Here is a 20,930-nt window from a genome sequence, read left to right on the forward strand (position 1 = left end):
GGGTCAGGCTTTCAGATAGTCGGATTTTCCACCCAGCCAGCGCATCACGTGGCGCTCGGCAAGCCCGGCGTGGCGGTCCAGCATCACCGGGGCCAGTTCGCGCGCCCATTCGAGCAAATGGGTGTCGGTGGCCAGGTCGGCAAAGCGCAGCAGTGCGTCACCCGATTGCCGGGCGCCGAGGAATTCGCCCGGCCCGCGGATCTCCAGGTCGCGCCGGGCGATCTCGAAGCCATCGTTGGTCTCGGCCATGGCGCGCAGGCGCTCCTTGGCAGTCTCGCCCACCCGGCCGCTGTCGTTGGTGGCGTACAGCAGCACGCAGGCCGATGCGGCCGCGCCGCGCCCCACACGCCCGCGCAGCTGGTGCAGCTGCGACAGGCCGAAGCGCTCGGCATGCTCGATGACCATCAGCGAGGCATTGGGCACGTCCACCCCCACCTCGATCACCGTGGTGCTCACCAGCACGCCCATCTGGCCGCTGGAGAAGAGCGCCATCACGGCCTTCTTCTCGGCGGCCGGCATGCGCGAATGCAGCAGGCCGACCATGACGCCGGGCAGGGCCTCGCTGAGGTCGGCATGGGTGGCCGTGGCATTGCTCAGGTCCAGTGCCTCGCTCTCCTCGATCAGCGGGCACACCCAGTAGACCTGCCGGCCGCTGGCGACCTGCGAGCCGATGCGGGCGATCACTTCGTCCTTGCGGCTGTCGGCAATGAGCTTGGTGACGATGGGCGTGCGCCCGGGTGGCAGTTCGTCGATCACCGAGACATCGAGGTCGGCGTAGTAGCTCATGGCCAGGGTGCGTGGAATCGGGGTGGCGCTCATCATCAGCATGTGCGGCTCCATGCCCTGGGCCGCCAATTTCTGGCGCAGGGACAGACGCTGCGCCACCCCGAAGCGATGCTGCTCGTCGATGATGGCCAGCGCCAGGTTCTTGAAGCGCACTTGGTCCTGGATCACGGCATGCGTGCCCACCACCAGCGCGGCTTCGCCGCTTTCGACCAGGGCCAGCATGGCCGTGCGGTCCTTTTTTTTCTGCCCGCCCACCAGCCAGGCCACCCGGCGGCCGTGTGCCGCCAGCAGCGGCTCCAGCCAGCCAATCATCTTGGCGAAGTGCTGCTCGGCCAGGATTTCAGTCGGAGCCATCAGCGCGCACTGCCAGCCGGCGTCCATGGCGATGGTGGCGGCCAGCGCGGCCACCACCGTCTTGCCCGAGCCCACGTCGCCCTGCAGCAGGCGGTGCATGGGCACGCGGTGGGCCAGGTCTTTGGCAATCTCCACCCCGACCCGCCGCTGGGCGGCGGTCAGCGAAAAGGGCAGCACGGCCATGAGCTGCTCGTGCAGGGGCAGTGCGCCGTCCACCACCTTGCGCGGGCGCAGCACCGGTGCACGCAACTGGTCGCGCTCGCGGCGCGACTGCTGCTGCGAGAGCTGCTGGGCCAGCAGCTCCTCGGCCTTCAGGCGCTGCCAGGCCGGGTGGCTGTGGTCCTCCAGCGTGGACAGCGACACGTCGGGCGTGGGGTGGTGCAAAAAGACGAGCGCCTCGCGCAGGTTGAAGGCGCGGTAGCTGCCGCCGTCATGCCGGAAGACGGCGTAGGGCGGTTCGGTGCCGGCAGGCAGGGTTTCCGACAGGTCCACCCGGCCGAGCGCGCCGACCACGGCCCGGCGCAGGTAGGCCTGCGGCAGGCCGGCCGTGGTCGGGTAGACGGGGGTGAGCGCGGCGGGCAGCTCGCCACCGGCCTGGCGAAAGGCCGGGTGCAGCATCTGCCGCCCCCAGAAGCCGCCCTTGACCTCGCCACGGATACGCAAGCGAGCCCCCACTGACATCGTCTTCTGGTGCGAAGGGTAGAAGCTGAAGAAACGCAGTTCGCAAGAGCCGGACGCGTCCTCCACCTGCACCAGCAGTTGGCGACGCGGGCGCAACTGCACCTCGCAGGCGGTCACGGTGGCTTCGATCTGCACCATCTGGCCATCGCGCGCGCTGGACAGCGGCGTGATGCGGGTTTCATCCTCGTAGCGCAGGGGCAGGTGCAGGGCCAGATCGATGTCGCGCTTCAGGCCGAGCTTGTGCAGTGCCTTTTGCGCAACACTGGCGGTGGAGGCTGCCCTAGGAGCGGCAGGCGTGGTATTCAAGGGTTATCCAGCAAGACGAGGGATTCATGGGCCAAAAAGGCTAACATGGTTACTGTTTATTACCTGGTTTTGGCAGGCCCTGGCGATCTGGACAGTTTCCATGCTCAAGCGCATCAGTATTCAGCATCTCACGTTGGGCATGTACCTGCACGACTTCTGCGGCTCGTGGATGGACCATCCATTCTGGCGCGCCAAGTTCGTCCTCAAGGACCCCAAGGACCTGGCTCGCATCAAGGGCACCAGCATCGAGGAGGTGTGGATCGACATCTCCAAGGGCCTGGACGTGGCGGCCGGCGTGCGCTCCGTCTCGCGCGAGGAGGCGGACATCCAGGTGGAAACCGACTTCAGCCTGCTGGAGAACCTGCCGCCCCTGGTGGTGGACCCTCCCCCGCCGCCAGCCCCCGTCCGGCGCCAGGCACGCGGCAAGGCCCCCGCCAGCATGCACAACGAGCTGCTGGCCGCCGCCTCGATCTGCGGCGAAGCCAAGCAGGCCATGGTCTCCATGTTCCGGGAAGCGCGCATGGGCAAGGCCGTGAATCCGGACAACGCCCGCAGCCTGGTGGAGGAGATTTCCGACTCCGTCACGCGCAACCCGGGTGCGCTGATCAGCCTGGCGCGCCTGAAGACGGCCGACGACTACACCTACATGCACTCGGTGGCGGTGTGTGCCCTCATGGTGGCACTGGCCAAGCAGATCAACCTCAATGAGGAGCACACGCGCAGCGCCGGCATGGCCGGGCTGCTGCACGACCTGGGCAAGGCGGCCATCCCGCTGGCCGTGCTCAACAAGCCGGGCAAGCTCACGGACGCCGAATTCGCTGTGGTCCAGAGCCATCCCGCCGAAGGGTACGAGATGCTCAAGGAGGGCGGCGCCGTGGAGGACGCGGTGCTCGACGCCTGCCGCCACCACCACGAGAAGATGGACGGCTCGGGCTACCCCGACAAGCTCAAGGGCGACGAGATCAGCCTGATCGCGCGCATGACGGCCATCTGCGACGTCTACGATGCCATCACCTCCGACCGCCCCTACAAGTCCGGCTGGGACCCGGCCGAGTCGCTGCGCCGCATGGCCGAATGGACCAAGGGCCATTTCGACCCCCGGCTGTTCCAGGCCTTCGTCAAAAGCATCGGCATCTACCCCGTGGGCTCGCTGGTGCGGCTGACCTCCGGGCGCATCGGCGTGGTGACCGAGCAGGTTCAGACATCGCTGACCTCGCCCAAGGTCAAGGTCTTCTTCTCGACCAAGTCGGGTATGCGCATCCCGCCCGACGTGGTGGACCTGGCCGCGCCCGGCTGCATGGAGAAGATCGTGGCGCGCGAAGACCCGGAGAAATGGAAGTTCCCGGACCTCAACGAACTGTGGTCCGGATTTTCCGGGCAGGCCTGGTAGGCTGCCCGGGCGTGGGAAAATAGCGCCCCTGTTTGTTTTTCCCCTTGGTACGGGCCCGTCCGGCCCTCAAGCACATGACCGTTTCCAGCACGCCACCGGCCCCGCGCCACTTCACGCTCAGCGACTTCGATTTTTCGCTGCCTCCCGAACTCATTGCCCAGCACCCCGCCACGCAACGCAGCGCCTCGCGCCTGCTCGATGGCCGCGCAGCGTCCCCGGTGGACCGCATCTTCCACGAACTGCCCGGCCTGCTGCAGCCCGGTGACCTGCTGGTGTTCAACGACACGCGCGTGGTCAAGGCGCGCATCTTTGGCGAGAAAGCCAGCGGCGGCAAGCTGGAGCTGCTGATCGAGCGCGTGCTGCTGGGCAACGAGGTCGTGGCCCACATGAAGGTCAGCAAGAAGCCGCTGCCCGGCGCCGTGGTGCACATGGCGGGCGGCCTGCACGGCGGCGGTTTCAATGCCACGCTGCTCTCGCGCTGGCCGGGCGAGGAAGGCCCGCTGTTCCGCTTCGCGCTCGACGGGCCGGCCGGCGAAACACCGCACGACCTGATGGAGCGCCACGGCCACCTGCCGCTGCCGCCCTACATCGAGCGCCAGCAGAACGCCGACCACGACCCCGATGCGGCCGAGGACGCGCAGCGCTACCAGACCGTGTTTGCACGCGCGCCCGGCGCGGTGGCAGCCCCGACGGCGGCCCTGCATTTCGACGAAGGCGTGCTGGCCGCCCTGGCCGACCGCGGCGTGGAGCGCGCCAGCGTCACCCTGCACGTGGGTGCCGGTACCTTCCAGCCCGTGAAGACCGAGAACCTGGCCGAGCACCAGATGCACAGCGAGTGGTACGAGGTGCCGCTGGCCACGCTGGCGGCGCTGGAGCGCTGCCGCCAGCGCGGCGGCCGCGTGGTGGCCGTGGGCACGACCACCGTGCGCACCCTCGAATCCTGGGCGCGCAGCGGCCAGGCCTCGGGCGATACCAACATCTTCATCACCCCGGGCTTCGCGTTCCAGGTGGTGGACCTGCTGCTCACCAACTTCCACCTGCCCAAGAGCACGCTGATGATGCTGGTGAGCGCCTTCGCGGGCTACGAGCAGATCCAGGCCATCTACCGCCACGCCATCGCGCAGCAGTACCGCTTTTTCAGCTATGGCGATTCGATGCTGCTGGAACGCCAGCATTCCCGGCAGGCCACGCTCAGCAGTTCGTGACCGCCGCGATGCGGGGTGCCGCTCCCTGCTCCGGCAGGCGGTTGGCCGAGGGCAGGCGCACGCAGTAGACGCCGGCCTCGCTTTCCACGCGCGTGACACGGCCGGAGTAGGCGTTCTGCCACTCCTTTTCGGTGAGCGTGCCCAGTGCCCGTGGCACCGCGCCTGCCGCGTTCGCAGCCAGTGCCGCGGCCGCTGGCGTGCCGTGGCGGCGCTGCCACTCCCGCTCCTGCCGCGCGGCACGGGCGACGCCCTCGGGGATCCATTGGATGGCGGGCAGATCCCGGGCGTCGGATGCGGCGGGCAGAGGCGCCGGCATGGCCACCACGCCGGGGCCGGTGTCTTGCGGTACGGCCAGGACCGCAGCCGCCGAGCGCACACCGCGGGCCTCGCGCACCGGCCCGGCCTGGGCTTCGGCGGCCCGGGGACGCTGCGCCGCCACCGGCTCCGGCGGGGGCGTTCGGGGTGGGGTTGCCGCGGTCTGCGGGGCCGTGATCCACAGGATCTCCATCGCCTGCCGGGCAGGCGCCTCGGGCGCCCGCACGGCCGATGCCGGCAGCACCAGCCGCCACAGCAGCACCGCGTGCAGCAGCAGCGAGGCCGCTACGGCGCCCCCCAGGCGCCAGCGGCCCGGGCGGCGGCCGTCAGGGGGCCCCATCGTCCACGGCGCCACCCTCCTGCGCCACCCAGGCCAGCAGGTCACCCGGCTGGCATTGCAGGTAGTCGCAGATGGCGGCCAGCGTCTCGAAGCGTACGCCCTTGACCTTGCCGCTCTTGAGCAGCGAGAGGTTGGCCTCGGTGATGCCCACGTGCGCCGCCAGGTCGCGCGACTTCACCTTGCGGCGCACCAGCATTTCATCGAGCGTGACGACGATGGGCATAGCCACCTTTCTGGCGCATGCCTCGGGAATGGGACAGACCGATCACGGCGCGGTCAGACGAAAGCACTCGATTCCTCCTGCAGGCGCTGCCCTTCGGCCATCACATGGGCCAGCAGCAGCATCATGAGGCCGACGATCAGCACGCTCATCTCGAACGAACCCACCGACAGCGCCACCTGCCCGCCACGCTGGCCCGAGGCCAGCCAGGACAGCAGCGCCGTCACGGCCGCGCCGTGCACCAGCGAGGCCGCGAACATGGCGATGAAGCCCCAGCCCACGCCGCGAAAGCCGCGCACCACCGCCGGCCCGAACACCTCGCCGCGCAGGAAGGCGCTGCAGATGCGGTGCAGGCACCAGACGGTGAACAGCATGGCGGCGGTCGGCAGGCACTCGATGGCCAGGCCCACGAGGCGCCAGGCCGCGTCGATCTGCACCGGGGCGCCGATGCCCACCTGCAGCGCCTGCGCGGGCAGCAGCATCTGCGCCAGACCGCCCGGCTCGCCCCGGCCCAGCAGCAGCCAGCGGGCCACGGAAAAGCACACCCCGGCCAGGGCGCACAGCAGGGTCAGCGCGTGCAGCCCGCGCGACAGGCGCCGAAACGCCGGGCTCTGGATGGATGCCATGGGAATTGCCTCATGTTTTCTGTAAAACAATAACAATATTCTGCCATACAGAAATCCATCGAGGCAATCACCCCGCCCTGGGTGCAGGCCGGGGCGCGGTGGGGGTCAGAACGCGACCGCGTGCCCGTCCTTGCGCGGATCGGAGCCCGCCACGTAGCTCTCGCCCTGGCGCAGCACCAGTTGGGCACCGCCGAAGGCGAAGACACCGTTGCCCTCTTCCACCGTGACCTCGTGGCCGCGCGCGCGCAGCGCTGCGACCACGGCGGGGTCGAAGGCTGGCTCCACCGCCACGCCCTTGCCGCCGGTCACGCGCCAGCGCGGCGCGTCGGCTGCGGCCTGGGGGTTCTGGCCGTAGCGCAGCACGCGCAGGGCCATCTGCAGGTGGCCCTGCGACTGCATGGGGCCGCCCATCACGCCGAAGGCCATCTGCGGCGTGCCGTCGGCATGCATGGCAAACGCCGGAATGATGGTGTGCGAGGGGCGCTTGCGCGGGCCCACCTCGTTGGCATGGCCGGGCTCCAGGGTGAAGCCGTGGCCCCGGTTCTGCAGGCTGATGCCGGTGCCCGGCACGACCACGCCCGAGCCGAAGCCCATGTAGTTGGACTGGATGAAGGAGACCATCATGCCCGAGGCATCGGCGGCCGCCAGGTAAACCGTGCCACCGGGGCGCGGCGTGCCGTGTCCGGGGTCGCCGGCCTGGGCGGCGTCGATCAGTTGCGCACGCTGCTGGAGATAAGCCTCGTCGAGCAGATCGCGCGGCGTCACCTTCTGCATGGCGTCGATGTCGGCGTTGTACTCGTGCAGGTCGGCCAGCGCGAGCTTCATGGCCTCGATGCTGGCGTGCACCGTGTCCACATGGTCCAGCGGCTGGCCGCCGATGCCGTGGGACTCGAGCATGCCCAGTGCCATCAGCGTGGCGATGCCCTGGCCATTGGGCGGGATCTCGTGGACCACCGAATCACCGAAGCGCTGGCTCACGGTGCCCACCCAGTCGGCCTGGTGCGAGGCGAGGTCGTCCTCGGTCATGGCGCCGCCGTTGGCGCGGGCGTGCGCCACCATCTGGCGTGCGAGCTCGCCACGGTAGAAGGCTTCGCCCTCGGTCTGAGCGATCAGCTCCAGCGTGCGCGCATGGGCCTCGCTGCGGAAGATCTCACCCGCGCGCGGCGCACGGCCGCCGGGCATGAAGCACTCGGCAAAGCCCGGCTGGGCACCGAGCTTGGCGGCCCCCAGGGCCCACAGGCGGGCGATGGTGGGCGAGACGGGGAAACCGTTGCGCGCGTAGTCGATGGCGGGCTCGGCCAGCTTGGCGAAAGGCAGCTTGCCCATGCGCTTGGACAGTGCCACCCAGGCGGATACCGCACCGGGCACGGTGACGGCATTCCAGCCTGTCTCGGGCAGGCCGCCGCGCTCGGCGAAGTAGGCAGGGTTCCAGGCGGCGGGCGAGCGGCCCGAGGCATTCAGGCCGTGCAGCTCCTTGCCGTCCCAGACGATGGCGAAGCCGTCGCTGCCCAGGCCGCAGCCCGTGGGCTCGACCACGGTCAGCGCCATGGCGGCAGCGATGGCCGCGTCCACGGCATTGCCGCCGGCCAGCAGCATGCGCAGGCCCGCCTGCGCGGCCAGGGGCTGCGAGGTGGAGACCACGTTGCGGCCCATCACCGCGCTGCGGTTCGATGCGTAGGGAAGAGCCCAGTCCAGGCCCGTGGTGGGTGCAGTCATCGGATAGCTCACTCCAAAGAAATCTTGTGCTGGCGGATCACCGTGGCCCAGCGGGCGCTGTCGGCCTGCACCATGGCCGCGAACTTGGCGGGCGTGCTGGGCGCGGCGGGTTCCACGCCGAGCTTGGCCAGGCCTTCGGCCACTTCGGCCGACTGCATGGCCTTGGCGAAGGCCTTGTGCACGCGGTCCACCAGCTCCGGCTTGGCACCGGCCGGCAGGTAGACGCCGAACCAGGTCACGGACGAATAGCCGGGCAGGCCCGACTCGGCCATGGTGGGCAGTTCGGGCGCGAGCGCGCTGCGCTTTTCGCTGGTCACGGCCAGGGCGCGCAGGCGGCCGTTCTTGACGTGCGGCATGCCGGTGGGCAGGGAGTCGAACAGCACATGCGTCTGCCCGGCCACGAGGTCGGGAATGGCCAGGGCCGTGCCCTTGTAGGGCACGTGCGTCATCTCCACGCCGGCCTGGGCGCTGAAGGCCGCGGCGTTCAGGTGCACGATGGTGCCATTGCCGCTGGTGGCGTAGTTGAGCTTGCCGGGGTGGGTCTTGGCGTAGGTGATGAGCTCGCCCACGGTCTTCACCGGCAGCGAGTTGGTCACCAGCAGCACGCTGGGCGCGTCGGCCAGGTGGGCGACGGGCGTGAAGTCCTTGCGCGCGTCGTAGGCCAGGCGTGGCATCAGGTGCGGCGAGATGGCGTGCGTGCTGCTCGTGGTGAGCAGCAGCGTGTAGCCGTCGGGCTGCGCCTTGGCGGCTTCGGCCGAACCGATGGTGCCGCCCGCGCCGGGGCGGTTGTCCACCACCATCTGCTGGCCCAGGTCCTGCGCCACGCGTTGCGCGACCACGCGGGCCACGAGGTCGGTGGCACCGCTGGCCGGGAAGGGCACGATCACCCGCACCGGGCGGTCGGGCCAGTTGGACTGCGCGTGCGCGCAAGCACACACCGCCACCAGACAGGCCAGGCCGAGCACGCTACGGCCCCAGGACAAAAGACGCATACGAAGCACTCCAGTAAAGACGGGAACAGAAACGGGCAGGCGCGCCATGCCGCTGGAAACCCGCGGGCGTGCGCCGCCATGGGCTTCATCTTAGGAACATGGCAGTCGTATGACCACCACCAAATCAGCAAACAGCTTTGCCGCTACGGCAAAGTGTCTCGCTTTTTGAGATGATCTGCGGCAAACCTCACCACGGCCCTCCCCATGCGTGCCCAACTCCTGCAAGACACGGCCCTGCGCTACTTCCTCGAAGTGGCGCAAAGCGGCTCGCTCACCGAGGCCTCGGCGCGGCTGCACGTGGCCGCCTCGGCCCTGAGCCGGCAGATCGCCGGGCTGGAATCGCAGCTGGGCACGCCGCTGTTCGAGCGCCACCCGCGCGGCATGGTGCTCACGGCGGCCGGCGAGATCCTGGCCACGCATGCGCGCCGCACGGTGCTCGACGCCGAACGGGCGCTCGGCGAGATCGGCGCGCTGCAGGGCCTGCGTGCCGGCCAGGTGCGCCTGGCCACCTCGGATGCGTTTGCCAACGAACTGGTGCCGCGGCTGTGCGTGGAGTTCCAGCGCACGCACACCGGCATCCAGTTCGAGGTGCAGTCCCTGCCCACGGCCCAGGTGCCCGATGCGGTGCGCAGCGGTGCGGCGGACATCGGCCTGTGCTTCAGCCGCGCACCGCACAAGGACATCGAGGTGTCGTACCGCCAGACGGCGCCGGTGCTGGCCCTGGTGCCACCCGACCACCCCCTGGCCGCTGCGGCGAGCGTGACCCTGGCCCGCATGGGCCAGTACCCGCTGGCCCTGCCGCCGCCCGAGACCACCATCCGCCAGATGATCGACATCGTCTGCAGCCGCCAGGGGCTGCAGCTCGCGCCGGTGCTGGTGAGCAACCACGCCAAGACCATGCTCAACTTCGTCGCGAACGGGGGTGGGCTGTCGGTGTCCAGCGAGATCGCGGCGCGCCACCTGGTGGCCGCCGGTGCCATCGTGGCGCTGCCCATCAGCGACCAGGGCATGGACCTGCGCGACCTGGAACTGCAGACCCTCGCAGGCCGCAGCCTGCCCATGGCCGCCCAGGCCTTTCTGGACTTGCTCAAGGCAAGGCTGCCCGGCCCCTGGTAGGGGGCGTCAGCCCCGCTCTTCGTGCTGTTGGCGAAATTCCCGCGCCTTGCCGAAGTGGCCGTTGCCGATGAAGGGCACGGGGGGGCGCAGCGCCGACAGCGGCGAAGGGTGGTTGGAGGTCAGCACCAGGTGTCCGCGGTCGGCCGGGATCCATGCGCGCTTGGACTGGGCATGCGAGCCCCAGAGCATGAACACCACCGGGCGCCCGCCCTCGGCCACGTGGCGGATCACGGCGTCGGTCAACTCCTCCCAGCCCTTGCCGGAGTGGCTGGCGGCCTGGCCTTCTTCGACCGTGAGGCCGGTGTTGAGCAGCAGCACGCCGTTCTTCGCCCATTTCACCAGGCTGCCGCCCGGCTCGGGCCAGGCAGGAAAGGCGGTGCCCAGGTCGCGCTGCATCTCCTTGAAGATGTTGCGCAGCGAGGGCGGCAGTTGCACCCCCGGCGCCACCGAGAACGCCAGGCCCTCGGCCTGGCCACGCCCGTGGTACGGGTCCTGGCCGAGGATGACCACGCGCACCTGCTCGGGCGGGGTCAGCTCCAGCGCACGCAGCGGCTTGGGCGGGAAGATGGCGGCGCCCGCCTCCAGGCGCTGTTGCAGGTAGGCCAGCAGCGCCCTTCCGCGCGCGCCGGCAAAGAAGGCATCGACCAGCGGCTGCCAGCCGGGCGCCACGGGCCAATCGGCCGGATCGGCGCTTTGCAGTTGGGTGACGTCGGTCATGGGCGGCTGGCGTGGGATCAGCCGAACAGCTTGGCCAGCGCCTCGCCGGGTTCCGGCGCTCGCATGAAGGCCTCGCCCACGAGGAAGGCGTTCACGCCCGCATCGCGCATGGTCTTCACGTCGGCCGGCGAGAGAATGCCGGACTCGGTGACCAACAGGCGGTCGGCCGGCACGTTCTTCTGCAGGTCGAGCGTGGTCTGCAGCGACACCTCGAAGGTGCGCAGGTTGCGGTTGTTGATGCCCACCAGCCGCGTCTTGAGCTTGAGGGCGCGATCCAGTTCGGCCGCGTCGTGCACTTCCACCAGCACCGCCATGTCCAGGCTGCGGGCGATGGCCTCGAAGTCGGCCATCTGCGCATCGTCCAGGCTGGCCGCGATCAGCAAAATGGCATCGGCGCCCATGGCCCGCGATTCGTAGATCTGGTAGGCGTCGACCATGAAGTCCTTGCGCAGCACCGGCAGCTGGCAGCTGGCACGCGCCTGCTTGAGGTAGTCCACGCTGCCCTGGAAGAACTGCTTGTCGGTCAGCACCGAAAGGCAGGCCGCGCTCACCGTGCCGTCGCCGTCGGCATAGCTCTGGGCGATGTCGGCCGGGATGAAGTCGGCGCGCAGCACGCCCTTGCTCGGGCTGGCCTTCTTGACCTCGGCGATCACGGCCGCATGGCCCCGGGCGATCTTGGCGCGCAGCGCGCCCTCGAAGTCGCGCGTGAGCACGCGGCTCTCGGCGTCGGCGCGCATCGCGGCCAGAGGCATGCGTTTGACGGCGGCTGCCACTTCTTCGTGCTTGACGGCAACGATCTTGTTGAGGATGTCGGACATGGTGGGCAATGCTAAAAGCGAAAGGAAAAAACCGCCGGACAGGTGCCCGGCGGTGCGTGCGGTCAGGCGGGCACGGCCAGCGCGTGCGTGCGCGCCACCAGTTGCTCCAGGCGCGCCAGCGCAGCACCCGAGGCGATCGCGGCACGCGCCTTGTGCAGGCCGTCGGCAATGGAACTGGCCACGTTGGCGGCGTACAGCGCGGCGCCCGCGTTCAGGCAGACGATGTCCTGCGCGGCGCCGGGCTCGCCTTTGAGCACGCCGATCAGCATCTCGCGCGACTGCTCGGGGGTTTCCACCTTGAGCGCGCGGTTGCTGGCCATGGACAGGCCAAAGTCCTCGGGATGCACCTCGTACTCGGTGATCTGGCCGTTCTTCAACTCACCCACCAGGGTGGCAGCCCCCAGGCTCACTTCGTCCATGCCGTCGCGGCCATACACCACGAGCGCATGCTCGGCGCCCAGGCGCTGCAGGGCACGCACCTGGATACCGACCAGGTCGGGGTGGAACACGCCCATGAGGATGTTGGGCGCGCCGGCCGGGTTGGTCAGCGGGCCCAGGATGTTGAAGATGGTGCGCACGCCGAGCTCGCGGCGCACGGGCGCCACGTTCTTCATGGCCGGGTGGTGGTTGGGCGCGAACATGAAGCCGATGCCCACCTCGGCGATGCATTGGGCAATCGCTTCGGGCGTGAGGTTGATGTGGATGCCCAGGGCCTCCATCACGTCGGCGCTGCCGCTCTTGCTCGACACGCCACGGCCACCGTGCTTGCTGACCTTGGCGCCCGCGGCGGCGGCCACGAACATCGAGCAGGTGGAGATGTTGAAGGTGTTGGCCCCGTCGCCGCCGGTGCCCACGATGTCCACCAGGTGCGTGCTGTCGGGCACGTGGACCTTGGTGGAAAACTCGCGCATGACCTGCGCGGCGGCCGTGATCTCGCCGATGGTTTCCTTCTTCACGCGCAGGCCGGTGATGATGGCCGCGGTCATGACGGGCGAGAGCTCGCCGCTCATGACCATGCGCATCAGGTGCAGCATCTCGTCGTGGAAGATTTCGCGGTGTTCGATGGTGCGCTGCAGCGCTTCCTGGGGGGTGATGGACATGGTGTCTCCGTCTCCTGGTGATTCTTAGGGAGCAGGCCGGTCCGAGAAGGCCAGCTTGAGGCCGAAGCCGATGAACATCGCCCCGGCGATACGGTCGAGCCAGTGCATGCCGCGCTGCACGGCGCCCACGCGGCGCGCCATCCAGCCGGCGGCCAGGGCCCAGCCGACGTTGACGGGAATGGCGTTGAGGTTGAACAGCACCCCGAGCAGCACGAAGGCCAGCGCCTTGCTGTCCGTGCCCGGCGCGATGAACTGCGGCACGAAGGCCAGGAAGAAGATGGCCACCTTGGGGTTGAGCACATTCGTCCAGAAGCCGCCCAGGAACACGCTGCGCAGCGACACGGCCGCAGCGGGCGCGGCCTGTGCCGCGGCGATGTCGGCACCGCTGCCACCGTCGCCCGAGGCCTTGGCGAACAGCATGCGCACACCCATCCACAGCAGGTAGGCCGCGCCCACCCACTTGAGCACGGTGAAGGCCGTGGCCGATGCGGCCAGCAGCGCGCCCACGCCCACGGCGGCCGCGAAGATGTGCACGAAGCAGCCGGCCGTGATACCCAGGCCCGCCACGATGCCCGCGCGCGCGCCCGAGCGCAGCGCGTTCGAGACGATATAGAGCACGTCAGGGCCCGGCGTCAGGTTGAGCAGCCAGCCGGCCGCGATGAACATCAGCAGTTGGTGCGTCTCGATGATCATGGCCGGGGCTCCAGGAAGTTCCTGAGCATGGCGTGGCCGTGCTCGGTGAGGATGCTCTCGGGGTGGAACTGCACGCCCTCGATGTCCAGGGACTTGTGGCGCACGCCCATGATTTCGCCGTCATCGGTCCAGGCGGTCACGGCCAGCACCTCGGGGCAGCTGGCGCGCTCGATGGACAGCGAGTGGTAACGGTTGACGGTGAATTGCTCGGGCAGGCCGGCGAACACACCCTGCTGCGTGGTGGTGATGACACTGGTCTTGCCATGCATGAGCTGCTGCGCGCGCACGATGGTGCCGCCGAAAGCCGCGCCGATGGCCTGGTGGCCCAGGCACACGCCCAGGATGGGTAACTGGCCCGCGAAGTGCTGGATCGCGGCCACCGAGATGCCGGCCTCGGCCGGCGAGCAGGGTCCGGGCGAGATCACCAGCCGGTCGAGCTGGCCGGCGGCCAGGCGCTGGGCGATCTCGTCGACCGTGATCTCGTCGTTGCGGTGAACCTCGACCTCGGCACCGAGCTCGCCGAAGTACTGCACGATGTTGTAGGTGAAGCTGTCGTAGTTGTCGACCATCAAGAGTTTCATGCTGCGCTCCCTGCGGTCTGTGCGCCCGCTTCGCTGGCGTGCCCGGCGCGCAGGCGCGCGAACTCGCGGTGTTCGTGGGCAATGGAGGCTTCCATGATGCCGCGGTAGATGGTTTCCATGACATCGGGCTGGCCGCCCTGGGCCAGGGCGCGCTCGCGCACCCGGTCCACGATGGCCTGTATGCGGGCCTCGTCGCGCACCTGGTGGTCGGCCTGCTTGATGCGCGCGGCCTGCGTCATGTAGCCCGTGCGCTGCACCAGCAGCGGCACGAGGATGTCGTCGAGCGCGTCGATCTGGCGACGCACCTCGGCCATGGTGGTGCAGTGCTGCACCTGCTCGATGGAACGGCTCATTCCAGGCCCTCCTCGACCAGCTCGGCGGCGCGCAGCAGCGCGCGGGCCTTGTGCTCGGTCTCCTTCCATTCGAGCTCGGGCACCGAGTCGGCCACCACGCCGGCCGCGGCCTGCACGTAGAGCGTGCCGTTCTTGACGATGCCGGTGCGGATGGCGATGGCCACGTCCATGTCGCCGGCATAGCTCAGGTAGCCGCAGGCGCCGCCGTACAGGCCGCGCTTGGTGGGTTCGAGCTGGTCGATGAGCTCCATGGCATGCACCTTGGGGGCGCCGGTGAGCGTGCCCGCCGGGAAGGTGGCCTTGAGCACGTCGATGGCGGTCATGCCGTCGTTCAGGAGGCCTTCGACGTTGCTCACGATGTGCATCACGTGGCTGTAGCGCTCCACCGCGAAGGCCTCGGTCACCTTCACGGTGCCGGTCTTGGCGATGCGGCCGATGTCGTTGCGCGCCAGGTCGATCAGCATCACGTGCTCGGCGCGTTCCTTGGGGTCGTTGATGAGTTCGACCTCGGCGGCCTTGTCCTTCTCGGGCGTGGCACCGCGCGGGCGTGTGCCGGCCAGCGGGCGGATGGTGATCTTCTGCCCGTCCGGCGTGCTCTCCTGGCGCACCAGGATCTCGGGGCTGGCGCCCACCACGTGGAAGTCGCCGAAGTCGTAGAAATACATGTACGGCGAGGGATTGAGCGAGCGCAGCGCGCGGTACAGCGAGAGCGGGCTCTCGGTATAGCGCTTGTGGATGCGCTGGCCCACCTGCACCTGCATGAAATCGCCGGCCGCGATCAGCTCCTTGGCCCGGTCCACGGCGGCCAGGTAGTCGGCCTTGGCGAAGTCGCGCTGGGCCGGGTGGCTCTCGGTGGGCTTGACCACGGGGGCACTCACCGAGTATTTGAGCTGCTCCTTGAGCTCGCGCAGGCGCTTCTTGGCCTTGGCGTAGGCTTCGGGCGTCGCGGGGTCGGCGTAGACGATGAGGTAGAGCTTGCCCGAGAGGTTGTCGATGACCGCCAGCTCCTCGCACTGCAGCAGCAGGATGTCGGGGCAGCCCAGCGTGTCGGGCGGGCAGGAGTTTTCGAGCTTCTTCTCGATGTAGCGCACGGCGTCGTAGCCAAAGTAGCCGGCCAGGCCGCCACAGAAGCGCGGCAGGCCGGGACGCAGCGCGACCTTGAAGCGCTTCTGGTAGGCCGCGACGAAGTCGAGCGGGTTGCCCTCGGCGGTCTCGACCACCTGGCCATCGGTGACGACCTCGGTGCGCGCCGCGGCGCCAAAGCCGCTGGCACGCAGCAGGGTGCGCGCGGGCAGGCCGATGAAGCTGTAGCGCCCGAAGCGCTCGCCGCCCACCACGGATTCGAGCAGGAAGCTGTGCTTGCCGCCCTCCTTGGCACGCGCCAGCTTCAGGTAGAGCGAGAGCGGGGTTTCCAGGTCCGCAAAGGCCTCGGCCATGAGCGGAATGCGGTTGTAGCCTTCGCTGGCCAGGCTTTTGAATTCAAGTTCAGTGATCACGGGGAGAGCTCCCAGCTGTCACAGCGCGTATCCCCGCCAATGGGCATTGGGGGCGCTGCGGTTCATTCAATCGGCCCTGACAAGGGCCACGGGTGCACGCTGGGGCGGACTGCCCAGGTGCCATCAGGCGTTCAGGCGGACAGGCTGACGCCAGGGCCAGGCTCCCCGGTCGCTGCAACCTGTGATGAACACGTGGTGAATGAACATGGGCCAAAGTGTAGCAAAGGTCTTGGAGCTTTCGGTTTTTTGCCATGCAATCACCATGAAGGACCACTCGAAAACCCTGTTGCGCCCGCACCGCGGTCTTGCAACAATTAGAAACGAACGAGCGTTCTATTTTGAGGAGACAAGCATGAGAAACCTGGTGCGATGCGCTGCACTCGCCGCCGCATGCCTTCTGGCCGGGGCCGCCATGGCCCAGCCCATCACGGTGTCCAACGTGAAGTACGACGAGACCACCCAGGTGGCCGACAGCACCTTGCAGCTCAATGGTGCGGGCGTGCGCTACAAGGCGGTGTTCAAGGTCTATACCGCCGGGCTGTACCTGGAGAAGAAGGCCGGCACGCCGCAGGAAGTAGCGAGCCAGAAGGGCCCCAAGCGCATGAGCATCACCATGCTGCGCGAGATCGACTCGACCGAACTGGGCAAGCTGTTCTCGCGGGGCATGGAGGACAACATGGACCGCGCGGCCTTCTCCAAGCTGATCCCCGGCGTGATGCGCATGAGCCAGATCTTCTCGGACCACAAGAAGCTCATGGCGGGCGACCAGTTCCAGGTCGACTGGATTCCCGGCACCGGCACCGTGATCACCGTCAAGGGCAAGCCCCAGGGCGAACCGTTCAAGGAGCCCGAATTCTTCAACGCCCTGCTGGGCATCTGGCTGGGCAATGCGCCGGCCGACTGGAAGCTCAAGGACGCGCTCCTGGGCAAGCAGCCCGGCTGAGGCCCATCGCCCAACACCTCCCGGGAAAGCACCTACCCGCTTGTGTCACCCGGCAGACACCGCGCCTGCAAACCGCAGGCGTAACCTTCCAAGACCTGTTCCAAGCCCCGGCCGCGTGCACGTGCTGCCATCCGCAGCACGCTGCGGCCGGGCCTTCTTTGCGCCACCCGCGCCCAGCAGCGATCTGCCCGCAACCCCTCGCCCTTTGACCTTGCACCACCGTTCGCGCGCCTGAGCACACCATGAAACCAAGCAACCTTTCCGTCGGCCTGCGCCTGGGCCTGTCCTTTGGCGCCATCCTGCTCATCACGGCGCTCATCGCAGCCACCGGCATGTGGCGCATCGCCAGCCTGAACAGCGCGAGTGAACGCGTGGCCACGCAGGAGATCGAGCAGCAGACCCTGGTGGAGAACTGGGCTGCCGACATCCGGCTGAACTGGGTGCGCACCGAGGCCTTCCTCAAGGCCATCGACCGCGACTACATGGAAAAGCTCACCGCCGACACGCAGGCCACGGCCCAGGGCATCGAGGCCAAGGTCAAGCGCATCGAAGGCCTGGTGCAGGGCGAGAAGAACCGCGCCCAACTGGCCACCATCGCCACGGCCAGCAAGGCCTATGGCGACAAGCTCGCCGAGATCCGCGAGCTGCACCGCGGTGGCGAGCCGAATGTGCCCACGCTGGTGGACAAGGACCTGCGCCCCCTGGCGGACCAGTACCTCAAATCCCTCGATGACCTGCGCACGGCCATGGCCACGCAGCTGGCCGCGAGCCAAAGCGACACGGCGGCACTGGCCCGGGCCAGCCAGGTGCTGCTGGGCGTGGGCACCTTGATCGCCGTGGCGCTGGGTGCGCTGCTGGCCTTCACCGTCACGCGCTCCATCGTGCGGCCGGTGCAACTGGGCCGGCAGGCCGCCGAAAGCATTGCCGATGGCGACCTGACCCACCCCATCGCCACCACGCACAACGACGAGACCGGCCAGCTGCTGCAGGCCCTGGCCGCCATGCAATCGCGCCTGGCCACCATCGTCGGCAACGTGCGCCACAGCGCCGAGGGCGTGGCCACGGCCAGCGCCGAAATCGCCTCGGGCAACAACGACCTGTCGGCGCGCACCGAGCAGCAGGCCAGCGCGCTCGAAGAGACCGCCGCCTCGATGGAGGAACTGGGCTCCACCGTGCGCCAGAACGCCGACAACGCGCGCCAGGCGAACCAGCTGGCGATGAGCGCATCGACCGTCGCCATCCAGGGCGGCCAGGTCGTGGCCGAGGTGGTGGACACCATGAAGGGCATCAACGACAGCAGCAGGAAGATCGCCGACATCATCAGCGTGATCGACGGCATCGCCTTCCAGACCAATATCCTGGCACTCAATGCGGCCGTGGAAGCCGCCCGCGCCGGCGAGCAGGGCCGGGGCTTTGCCGTGGTGGCCAGCGAGGTGCGCAATCTGGCCCAGCGCAGCGCCGAGGCCGCCAAGGAGATCAAGGGCCTGATCGGCACCAGCGTGGAACGCGTGGAGCGCGGCAGCGCCCTGGTGGACAGGGCCGGTGCCACCATGAACGAGGTCGTGGCATCGATCCGCCGCGTGACCGACATCATGGGCGAGATCAGCGCCGCCAGCAGCGAACAGAGCTCGGGCGTGGGCCAGGTGGGCGAAGCCATCATGCAGATGGACCGGGCCACGCAGCAGAACGCCGCGCTGGTGGAGCAGAGCGCTGCGGCGGCCGACAGCCTGAAGACCCAGGCCGGGCAGCTGGTGGATGCGGTGGCGGTGTTCCGCCTCGGCGCCGGCCACGCCAGTGGGGCGCAGGCTGTGCCGCTTGCTGCGCCCCGCGCTGCCAGCAATGCCTCGCGCCTGCTGCCGGCGAACGGTCAGCGCCGCATCGCGGCCTGAGCCAGGCTCAGGCGGCGGCAGCGAACTCCGCTAGCGCGTCCACAAAGCCATCGGCATCCACGGCCCGCACGGGCTGGCCGTGGTTGTAGCCATAGGTCACCAGCACCACCGGGCAACCGGCGGCGCGCGCGGCCTGCGCGTCATTGCTCGAATCGCCCAGCATCAGCGTGCGCGCGGGTGCCGTACCCAGGGCCTCGCAGGTCTTGAGCAGGGGCAGCGGATCGGGCTTCTTGCGCGCAAAGCTGTCGCCACCGAAGACCTGTGAAAAATAGCCATCGAGCCCCTTGGCCTGGAGCAGGGGCACGGCAAAGTCGGTGGGCTTGTTGGTCAGGCAGGCCAGGCGCAAGCCCGCGGCCTGCAGCGCCTGCAGGCCCGCCACCACACCGGGGTAGACCTGCGCGTACTGGCCGTTGATGGCCAGGTAGTGCTTCTGGTAGCTGGCCCAGGCCGCGGGGTACAGCGACTCGACCTGCGCCGCATCGACAGCCTGGCCCTTCGATGCCCGCACGTGGGCCAGCACCGAGCGCAGCAGATGCTCCGAGCCCTTGCCCACCATGTGCTCGATGTGCTGGGCACCAATGGCCGGCAGCGCCAGCTCGCGCAGCATGCGGTTGAGCGCCTCGGCAAAGTCCCCGAGCGTGTCCACCATGGTGCCATCCAGGTCCACGATGGCGGCGTCCACGCGGGACAACAGGGCGGACAAGGGGGACGGTGCAGGCATGCGAAGAGCTCCTCGGAAAGGCAAATGAAAAAAAGCCGGGCGTGGTGCCCGGCCTGCCTGGATTTTAAGCGGCTCATTTACCGCAAGCTCAAGGTCTGGCGCTTCCACGCCGGATCCTGCCAGCGCTGGAACAAGGGCAGTGCGGCCACATCACCCGTCACACGCTCGGTGGCCAGGCCTTCCAGGCGCACGATTTCGAAGCTGCGGCGGTAGCGGCCCTGGCCGCGCGCTTCACGCGCCACCAGCATCTGCTGGCCGCCGGGCACCCAGCCGGCCCACTCGGCCACGCCGGTCTCGGGCGCGGTGGCGGCCGGGGGCAGCACGTCGACCAGCCAGCCCTCGGCCGTCTTGCGCATCACCCACAGCTCGCGCCAGCCTTCCAGGGGCTGCACGGCCAGTGCCACCGCCGTGCCCTCGCGGTTCACGCTGGCCGAAGCGGCCCAGACCACGCCGTAGGTGCAGCGGCGCACCAGCGGGGCCTTCACACCCTTCTGGGCATCCACCAGCAGCACGCAGGTCTCGCCGGCCGCACCGGGCTCGGTCACGATGCCCGGGCGGTTGCCCTGGGCCGAGGGCAGGCTGGTGGGGACCAGGGCCCAGCGCACGGCGCTCACGCGCATGGCGGCATCGTTGTACGCAGGCTGGTCTTCGTCGGGCAGGTCGTTCTTCGCGACACCGGCGAATTCGGCCAGGGCGCGCGATGCGGCGGCGGCCGTTGCGGGACCGGCGGCATCCTTGCGCGCCTGCTGGAAAGCCAGGGCACTCCACACACTGGCGCGGCGCATCTGGATGCGGTTGCGCACATAGGAGGGCAGGCCGGCCACGTCCACGCGTTCGAGCACCTCGGACTGCCACGCCTGCACACGGGCCCGCTCGTGCGGCGGCAGGTCGGGGTTCACGCACTCGGGGCGGGTGAGGGCCAGGGCGGCGCGGGCGCGCTGCTCGGCATCGGCCACGGGCATGGCCAGCACGCGGCGGAAAGCCTCGCCGTCGTAGCAGACCTGCATGCGGCCTTCGACCTCGTAGGTCGTGAAGCGCACGCCGTAGCCGTTGGCGACATCCAGGTGCGCCGACAGCGTGGCGCCCGAGGCCTTGCCGGGCGCAGCGACCGAGGCGCGGCGCGCCAGCCGGTCGGCCAGCGTGCCGAGTGCGTCGAAGGCCTGGGCGCCCTGCACGCCGGCCAGCACGCTGGCGGGGGCCGCCTGCAGGTAGGCGGCGGTGATGCCGATGCCCAGGGCTTCGGCACCCGGGGTGTCGCGCACGAAGCGCAGCACCGATAGCAGCGCCGGGCCTTCGGCTTCATCGAGCGCCACACGGCGCACTTCACTGGCGCGGATGAAGCCGCCGCGCTCGCGCTTGTGGTCCCAGACCTGCAGGTAATCGAGGCGCTCGCCGCGCACTTCGAGCACTTCGCCCTGCCACAGCGCGGACTGCTGCTGGGCCGATTCGCGCGGTGCAGCGCGCAGCACGGCCTGGTCCTGCACGACGATGGCGCTGCCCAGGGCACTTGGGGGCGCAGGGGGCACGGCGGCGGTGGCCACCATGGTGGCGGCACAGGCAATGGCCGCGACA

20 protein-coding genes are annotated in these 20,930 nt (G+C 69.1%); 5 read left to right on the forward strand and 15 right to left on the reverse strand.

Annotated features, from left to right (window positions below):
* Positions 1–3: 3 nt before the first annotated feature.
* On the reverse strand, positions 4–2,127 hold the full coding sequence (gene recG, locus AC07PA_RS16655) for an ATP-dependent DNA helicase RecG (protein ID WP_007861668.1): 2,124 nt from the start codon (positions 2,125–2,127) through the stop codon (positions 4–6).
* A 100-nt stretch (positions 2,128–2,227) separates the two neighbouring features.
* Between recG and AC07PA_RS16660 the strand changes: the two genes are divergently transcribed.
* Positions 2,228–3,517, forward strand: a complete 1,290-nt coding sequence (locus tag AC07PA_RS16660; RefSeq protein ID WP_108016473.1) for an HD-GYP domain-containing protein — start codon at positions 2,228–2,230, stop codon at positions 3,515–3,517.
* A 74-nt stretch (positions 3,518–3,591) separates the two neighbouring features.
* A complete protein-coding gene (gene queA / locus AC07PA_RS16665) occupies positions 3,592–4,722 on the forward strand; it encodes a tRNA preQ1(34) S-adenosylmethionine ribosyltransferase-isomerase QueA (RefSeq protein WP_494606835.1) in 1,131 nt (376 codons plus the stop codon).
* Here queA and AC07PA_RS16670 read toward each other — a convergent pair.
* The 5 genes from AC07PA_RS16670 to AC07PA_RS16690 form a co-directional block, all read right to left on the reverse strand.
* Positions 4,709–5,377 carry a hypothetical protein gene (locus AC07PA_RS16670; RefSeq protein WP_494606834.1) on the reverse strand — a complete coding sequence of 223 codons (669 nt, stop codon included), beginning with the start codon at positions 5,375–5,377 and terminating at the stop codon, positions 4,709–4,711. The two genes, queA and AC07PA_RS16670, sit on opposite strands and share 14 nt — an antisense overlap.
* Complete coding sequence (locus AC07PA_RS16675; protein WP_494606832.1) at positions 5,364–5,600, reverse strand: helix-turn-helix domain-containing protein; 237 nt, start codon at positions 5,598–5,600, stop codon at positions 5,364–5,366. Before AC07PA_RS16675 ends, AC07PA_RS16670 begins: the two co-directional genes overlap by 14 nt.
* Positions 5,601–5,653: 53 nt before the next feature.
* On the reverse strand, positions 5,654–6,223 hold the full coding sequence (locus AC07PA_RS16680) for a DUF2975 domain-containing protein (protein ID WP_007860141.1): 570 nt from the start codon (positions 6,221–6,223) through the stop codon (positions 5,654–5,656).
* 105 nt (positions 6,224–6,328) lie between these two features.
* Positions 6,329–7,939 carry a gamma-glutamyltransferase family protein gene (locus AC07PA_RS16685; RefSeq protein WP_494606831.1) on the reverse strand — a complete coding sequence of 537 codons (1,611 nt, stop codon included), beginning with the start codon at positions 7,937–7,939 and terminating at the stop codon, positions 6,329–6,331.
* Positions 7,940–7,947: 8 nt separating this feature from the next.
* On the reverse strand, positions 7,948–8,931 hold the full coding sequence (locus AC07PA_RS16690; RefSeq protein ID WP_494606829.1) for a Bug family tripartite tricarboxylate transporter substrate binding protein: 984 nt from the start codon (positions 8,929–8,931) through the stop codon (positions 7,948–7,950).
* A gap of 204 nt (positions 8,932–9,135) precedes the next feature.
* Between AC07PA_RS16690 and AC07PA_RS16695 the strand changes: the two genes are divergently transcribed.
* A complete protein-coding gene (locus AC07PA_RS16695) occupies positions 9,136–10,047 on the forward strand; it encodes a LysR family transcriptional regulator (protein ID WP_494606827.1) in 912 nt (303 codons plus the stop codon).
* Between the two features lie 6 nt (positions 10,048–10,053).
* Here the strand turns inward: AC07PA_RS16695 and AC07PA_RS16700 are convergent, their stop codons facing one another.
* From AC07PA_RS16700 to trpE, 7 genes are all read right to left on the reverse strand, one after another.
* Positions 10,054–10,764, reverse strand: coding sequence for a uracil-DNA glycosylase (locus tag AC07PA_RS16700; RefSeq protein WP_494606825.1), 711 nt, complete (start codon positions 10,762–10,764; stop codon positions 10,054–10,056).
* A 17-nt stretch (positions 10,765–10,781) separates the two neighbouring features.
* Positions 10,782–11,582: an indole-3-glycerol phosphate synthase TrpC gene (gene trpC / locus AC07PA_RS16705; RefSeq protein ID WP_108016471.1), complete on the reverse strand. Its 801-nt coding sequence runs from the start codon at positions 11,580–11,582 to the stop codon at positions 10,782–10,784.
* 62 nt (positions 11,583–11,644) lie between these two features.
* On the reverse strand, positions 11,645–12,682 hold the full coding sequence (trpD, locus tag AC07PA_RS16710) for an anthranilate phosphoribosyltransferase (RefSeq protein ID WP_007856678.1): 1,038 nt from the start codon (positions 12,680–12,682) through the stop codon (positions 11,645–11,647).
* Positions 12,683–12,706: 24 nt separating this feature from the next.
* Positions 12,707–13,375 carry a LysE family translocator gene (locus tag AC07PA_RS16715; protein WP_494606822.1) on the reverse strand — a complete coding sequence of 223 codons (669 nt, stop codon included), beginning with the start codon at positions 13,373–13,375 and terminating at the stop codon, positions 12,707–12,709.
* On the reverse strand, positions 13,372–13,956 hold the full coding sequence (locus AC07PA_RS16720) for an aminodeoxychorismate/anthranilate synthase component II (RefSeq protein ID WP_494606820.1): 585 nt from the start codon (positions 13,954–13,956) through the stop codon (positions 13,372–13,374). Before AC07PA_RS16720 ends, AC07PA_RS16715 begins: the two co-directional genes overlap by 4 nt.
* Positions 13,953–14,309, reverse strand: coding sequence for a chorismate mutase (locus AC07PA_RS16725; RefSeq protein ID WP_007856675.1), 357 nt, complete (start codon positions 14,307–14,309; stop codon positions 13,953–13,955). Before AC07PA_RS16725 ends, AC07PA_RS16720 begins: the two co-directional genes overlap by 4 nt.
* Positions 14,306–15,805: an anthranilate synthase component I gene (gene trpE / locus AC07PA_RS16730; RefSeq protein WP_494606817.1), complete on the reverse strand. Its 1,500-nt coding sequence runs from the start codon at positions 15,803–15,805 to the stop codon at positions 14,306–14,308. The genes AC07PA_RS16725 and trpE overlap by 4 nt, the downstream gene beginning before the upstream one ends.
* A 352-nt stretch (positions 15,806–16,157) precedes the next feature.
* Here trpE and AC07PA_RS16735 point away from each other — a divergent pair, with 352 nt between their 5' ends.
* Together AC07PA_RS16735 and AC07PA_RS16740 are read left to right on the forward strand one after the other, a co-directional pair.
* On the forward strand, positions 16,158–16,748 hold the full coding sequence (locus AC07PA_RS16735; protein ID WP_494606815.1) for a chalcone isomerase family protein: 591 nt from the start codon (positions 16,158–16,160) through the stop codon (positions 16,746–16,748).
* 242 nt (positions 16,749–16,990) lie between these two features.
* Positions 16,991–18,637 (forward strand): methyl-accepting chemotaxis protein, encoded by a 1,647-nt coding sequence (locus tag AC07PA_RS16740; RefSeq protein WP_494606813.1) that lies wholly within the window; start codon positions 16,991–16,993, stop codon positions 18,635–18,637.
* A 7-nt stretch (positions 18,638–18,644) separates the two neighbouring features.
* Here the strand turns inward: AC07PA_RS16740 and AC07PA_RS16745 are convergent, their stop codons facing one another.
* Together AC07PA_RS16745 and AC07PA_RS16750 are read right to left on the reverse strand one after the other, a co-directional pair.
* On the reverse strand, positions 18,645–19,358 hold the full coding sequence (locus AC07PA_RS16745; RefSeq protein ID WP_494606811.1) for a phosphoglycolate phosphatase: 714 nt from the start codon (positions 19,356–19,358) through the stop codon (positions 18,645–18,647).
* 77 nt (positions 19,359–19,435) lie between these two features.
* The gene (locus AC07PA_RS16750; RefSeq protein ID WP_052024428.1) at positions 19,436–20,902 is read right to left on the reverse strand and encodes a hypothetical protein; all 1,467 of its coding nucleotides are present in this window, start codon (positions 20,900–20,902) and stop codon (positions 19,436–19,438) included.
* Positions 20,903–20,930: the final 28 nt, after the last annotated feature.

The organism is Acidovorax sp. GW821-FHT09B03, assembly GCF_059418305.1.

Excerpts from the sequence above, each read along its gene's own strand:
- AC07PA_RS16720 (WP_494606820.1), bottom strand. The coding sequence starts at position 13,956 with ATGAAACTCTTGATGGTCGACAACTACGACAGCTTCACCTACAACATC.
- AC07PA_RS16670 (WP_494606834.1), bottom strand. The coding sequence starts at position 5,377 with ATGGGGCCCCCTGACGGCCGCCGCCCGGGCCGCTGGCGCCTGGGGGGC.
- trpC (WP_108016471.1), bottom strand. The coding sequence starts at position 11,582 with ATGTCCGACATCCTCAACAAGATCGTTGCCGTCAAGCACGAAGAAGTG.
- AC07PA_RS16700 (WP_494606825.1), bottom strand. The coding sequence starts at position 10,764 with ATGACCGACGTCACCCAACTGCAAAGCGCCGATCCGGCCGATTGGCCC.
- AC07PA_RS16680 (WP_007860141.1), bottom strand. The coding sequence starts at position 6,223 with ATGGCATCCATCCAGAGCCCGGCGTTTCGGCGCCTGTCGCGCGGGCTG.
- AC07PA_RS16690 (WP_494606829.1), bottom strand. The coding sequence starts at position 8,931 with ATGCGTCTTTTGTCCTGGGGCCGTAGCGTGCTCGGCCTGGCCTGTCTG.
- AC07PA_RS16685 (WP_494606831.1), bottom strand. The coding sequence starts at position 7,939 with ATGACTGCACCCACCACGGGCCTGGACTGGGCTCTTCCCTACGCATCG.
- AC07PA_RS16735 (WP_494606815.1), top strand. The coding sequence starts at position 16,158 with ATGAGAAACCTGGTGCGATGCGCTGCACTCGCCGCCGCATGCCTTCTG.
- AC07PA_RS16745 (WP_494606811.1), bottom strand. The coding sequence starts at position 19,358 with ATGCCTGCACCGTCCCCCTTGTCCGCCCTGTTGTCCCGCGTGGACGCC.
- AC07PA_RS16740 (WP_494606813.1), top strand. The coding sequence starts at position 16,991 with ATGAAACCAAGCAACCTTTCCGTCGGCCTGCGCCTGGGCCTGTCCTTT.
- queA (WP_494606835.1), top strand. The coding sequence starts at position 3,592 with ATGACCGTTTCCAGCACGCCACCGGCCCCGCGCCACTTCACGCTCAGC.
- AC07PA_RS16675 (WP_494606832.1), bottom strand. The coding sequence starts at position 5,600 with ATGCCCATCGTCGTCACGCTCGATGAAATGCTGGTGCGCCGCAAGGTG.
- AC07PA_RS16695 (WP_494606827.1), top strand. The coding sequence starts at position 9,136 with ATGCGTGCCCAACTCCTGCAAGACACGGCCCTGCGCTACTTCCTCGAA.
- AC07PA_RS16750 (WP_052024428.1), bottom strand. The coding sequence starts at position 20,902 with ATGGTGGCCACCGCCGCCGTGCCCCCTGCGCCCCCAAGTGCCCTGGGC.
- AC07PA_RS16725 (WP_007856675.1), bottom strand. The coding sequence starts at position 14,309 with ATGAGCCGTTCCATCGAGCAGGTGCAGCACTGCACCACCATGGCCGAG.
- AC07PA_RS16715 (WP_494606822.1), bottom strand. The coding sequence starts at position 13,375 with ATGATCATCGAGACGCACCAACTGCTGATGTTCATCGCGGCCGGCTGG.
- AC07PA_RS16660 (WP_108016473.1), top strand. The coding sequence starts at position 2,228 with ATGCTCAAGCGCATCAGTATTCAGCATCTCACGTTGGGCATGTACCTG.
- trpD (WP_007856678.1), bottom strand. The coding sequence starts at position 12,682 with ATGTCCATCACCCCCCAGGAAGCGCTGCAGCGCACCATCGAACACCGC.